The sequence below is a fragment of the Porphyromonas levii DSM 23370 genome (assembly GCF_000379925.1).
In the GTDB taxonomy this organism is placed as follows: domain Bacteria; phylum Bacteroidota; class Bacteroidia; order Bacteroidales; family Porphyromonadaceae; genus Porphyromonas_A; species Porphyromonas_A levii.
Window position 1 is genome coordinate 1 of record NZ_KB904210.1, and the last position, 3,429, is coordinate 3,429.

Genomic DNA, 3,429 nt, shown 5'->3' on the forward strand with positions numbered 1-3,429 from the left:
AACCAATAACTATGTAAAGAGAAAGAAAATGTGTACGTTTGTGACAGTGAAAGAAAAAAACACTAGCCCGTTGTCGAAAAATGGGGAGTACTATATACCTCATTCTATGAACATCTAACAAAGAACGACTTCATTGTAGATGAAAATCTAAATGAATATGATATCATTCAAGATACTAAACGAAGATTACAATATAACAACTCTCTCTGTCATGTAATGGTAAACACGACATTAGATTGTAATCTAAACTGTTGGTACTGTTATGAGGTTAGAAAATCAGACACAAGACTATCAACAGACGTTATAGAGGGAATAAATAAATACATCCAACTTGAATATAAGAAGTCAAGGTATAACGTACTAAAGGTTTCATTTTTTGGAGGAGAACCTTTTGTTGACTTTCATGGAATCAAACAAATTTTAGATTCCGCTCAACTATTTGCAATGAGCAACAATATTCAACTTATCGCTGATTTTACTACAAACGCAACTTTAATCACTCCAGATATTATTTCATATTTGTCAAATTTTCATTGTGTATTCCAAATTACTTTAGATGGAGATCGAAGAGTTCACAATAAGATAAAGATTGACAAAAACAGACCTAATTGGGATACATATCAAGCTACGATAGATGTCTTAAAGTTAATAGAGAAACATATAGAAAACAGATATGTTGCAGTGAGAATAAACTTTAGTAATGCAACATTAAAGAGGATAGATGAGATTATCAATGATATTGATTTTCTAAATCGAAAGTACACATATGTGATTCTCAAGAAAGTTTGGCAAATTGATAAAGGCAAAGTAGATAAAAAACTTTTGTTTAACGCCATTAATAAGCTTTTCGATAAGAACTTTTTGGTTGATTACTACATTATGCCAAAGGGTTCAGTTTGCTTTGCAGAAAGAAATAGAGAAGTTTTATTTAACTATGATGGCAGGGTGTTTAAGTGTTCTACGATCTCTGAATTTAATGACGAAAACTCTCTTGGATCTTTTAATTTGGGAACTGGAGAAGTCACTTGGGATAAAAGCAAAAAAGCTGAATGGCTTAAAGATTTAACACAAGAGAAATGCAAACAATGCAAATGGTACCCAGTTTGCCTAGGTCCTTGTAATCGTCAACTCATTGCGCACAAAGGAAAAGATATATGCACATTCGATGCGATGAATATGGATACTACAGACTATTTATTGTATTCTTATAGATATCACAGACTTAAGATAGAATTAGAAAAAGAATCGAATCAAATGTAACCTTAACTTATTGCTATCACTATGGGGGAAAAATATAGGAAGTTTTTTTTGATACTGATTTTTGTATTGTTAAACATGAAAGGCATATACGCACAAAATCAGTTTAAAGGAATTGTAGTAACTATAGATGGAGAACCAATCACTGGTGCTCAGTTGGTGCTCTCTGAGGGTGATCAACTGGTGGCTATTTCTCTTGCCAGTGAGGAGGGCAAGTTTTCAATTGAGAATATCCCATCGGGGACATTCCTATTGGAGATCAACGCTTTGGGCTATGCTGAGTATGTACAGACTTTTACTTTTGATAAAGACTTATTGGATCTACGGTTTGTACTACAACCTGATAGCGCTATGACACTTGGAGAGTTGGAGGTTGTTGGTGATCGAGTAAGGCAAACAGCTACTGGAGAGGTATACTTTTTAAGTGAAAAAGCAAAGAGTAGTCGTAATCCTTTTGTGGCACTTAGTGAAATCCCTCGACTAAGGGTAAACGTTGCAATACAGAGCATCAAGATGGAGGATGGCACTAGTCCGATTGTATTGGTGGATGGCAAGCCAGTAAATACTGGAGTAAACCCTATCAATTCTGAGGATATTGCCTCTGTAGAGGTGATTGAAGTCGTGAGTGCTAGATATCTACAAAAGGGGTATCAGAATATGCTCAATATAAAGCTCAAGAGCAAGCGTCGCCCCTATCAATTTTTCCAAGTGGCGGCTAGAAGCGATATTTTACCAGGCAATGGATTTGGAGTAGGATATTTTGAGGTGGGGAATACTAAAGTATCTCTTTTCGGTCGTTTGTCTCTCAATGGCACGCTTAATCGTAATAGCGACTATGAGCAATGGCAGGAGGATACTGATTTTCACAAAGCTAGCAAGGGCACTTCTTTAGTCAATAACCGTGGCGTGAATGGTGACCTAATCCTCAAATGGCAGATTGGGGAGAGGGACTATATGGCAGCCCAGTTTTATGGCAATAAGAAGAAGGATTGGAGTGAAATGAGTGGAGCAGGAACGCTAAGACAAGCAGTAGAAACTCCTTTTACTCTATCATCTAATAGTGTAGATAATAGCTATATCCTAACGGGAGGTCTATTTTACCAGCACGACTTTAAGGACAAATCTCAGTTGCAGGCGAGATACTGGTACAATAAGAATCGTAATAAACTTGATGGCGACCACATAGAGGCGTATAGTAGAGGGGTAGAGAATAAGTACCTATTTGAATACGACAATCAGCGCTCCTCTATGAATCTTGAGGTCAACTACACTAAGCAGTCGGAAAGTGGAAGTAGTATTGATATCGGAAGTAATACACGGTGGATCAATGATAAGATCGAGCAGGTGAGTGAGCAATTGCCTATCTTTAATCATCGGCGATTTGACGAATACTTCTACGCCTCTTTCTCAAGCAAAATAGGAAAGCTCAATTATATGCTTTCGGCTGGATTGGAGGGTATTTGGCTTGATGCGGGTGGCGAGAAGAACAGCTACTGGAGACCAAGGTTTGCTGTTTCTGGCAACTATGTGATTGATAAGAAGAACACTATTCGTCTCAATTATAATCTGACTAATACCAGCCCAAGTGTAGGACAACTTAATCCCTACAACACTTCTAGTGACCCTCTAGTAGTTACACGAGGTAATCACCTGCTCATGCCTGAGCAGATGCATACAGTAGGGCTCAATTATAGGCTTAGATTGGGGCGATTCTTCCTCACTCCTCTGACCGTTACCTATAATCATTATACTGATAGGATTACCCCATACTCCTATATCGATCAAGGAGTTCGGGTCAACACTTATCAGAATGACGGGAAGTTTGACTTCTTATATTGGGGAGCAAACATTAACTATAACTTTAGGGATGGTTTGAGCTACGCTTATGTAGGAGGTGGACAAAATCGCTACTACTTTGAGGGGCAAGAGGTAAAGACTATGCCCCTAGTCAATGCTGGTGTGTGGTGGTACAAGGGTAAGTGGATGTTTGGTGCTGATATTAGCTGGCAAAAGTATAGCTATACTCCTCAGTCTAGAACGCAGTATTTTAGACCCACCTTTGCACAATTACAGGTTAATTAACGTGAGTTCGACCTAAGCGATGGCGATTTCGTTAGGTTTTCTGATAATTTCCAAATTTAGCTCAGGTTTCTTGGGCATTAGGTTATAAGC

2 protein-coding genes are annotated in these 3,429 nt (G+C 38.1%); both read left to right on the forward strand.

Annotated features, from left to right (window positions below; translation table 11 throughout):
* The first annotated feature begins 216 nt into the window (after positions 1–216).
* On the forward strand, positions 217–1,260 hold the full coding sequence (locus A3GG_RS11530; protein ID WP_018357490.1) for a radical SAM/SPASM domain-containing protein: 1,044 nt from the start codon (positions 217–219) through the stop codon (positions 1,258–1,260).
* A 75-nt stretch (positions 1,261–1,335) separates the two neighbouring features.
* On the forward strand, positions 1,336–3,339 hold the full coding sequence (locus A3GG_RS0101090) for a TonB-dependent receptor (RefSeq protein WP_018357491.1): 2,004 nt from the start codon (positions 1,336–1,338) through the stop codon (positions 3,337–3,339).
* The last annotated feature ends 90 nt before the right edge of the window (positions 3,340–3,429 follow it).

Coding starts and splice junctions, on each gene's coding strand:
- A3GG_RS11530 (WP_018357490.1), top strand. CDS start 217: ATGGTAAACACGACATTAGATTGTAATCTAAACTGTTGGTACTGTTAT.
- A3GG_RS0101090 (WP_018357491.1), top strand. CDS start 1,336: ATGAAAGGCATATACGCACAAAATCAGTTTAAAGGAATTGTAGTAACT.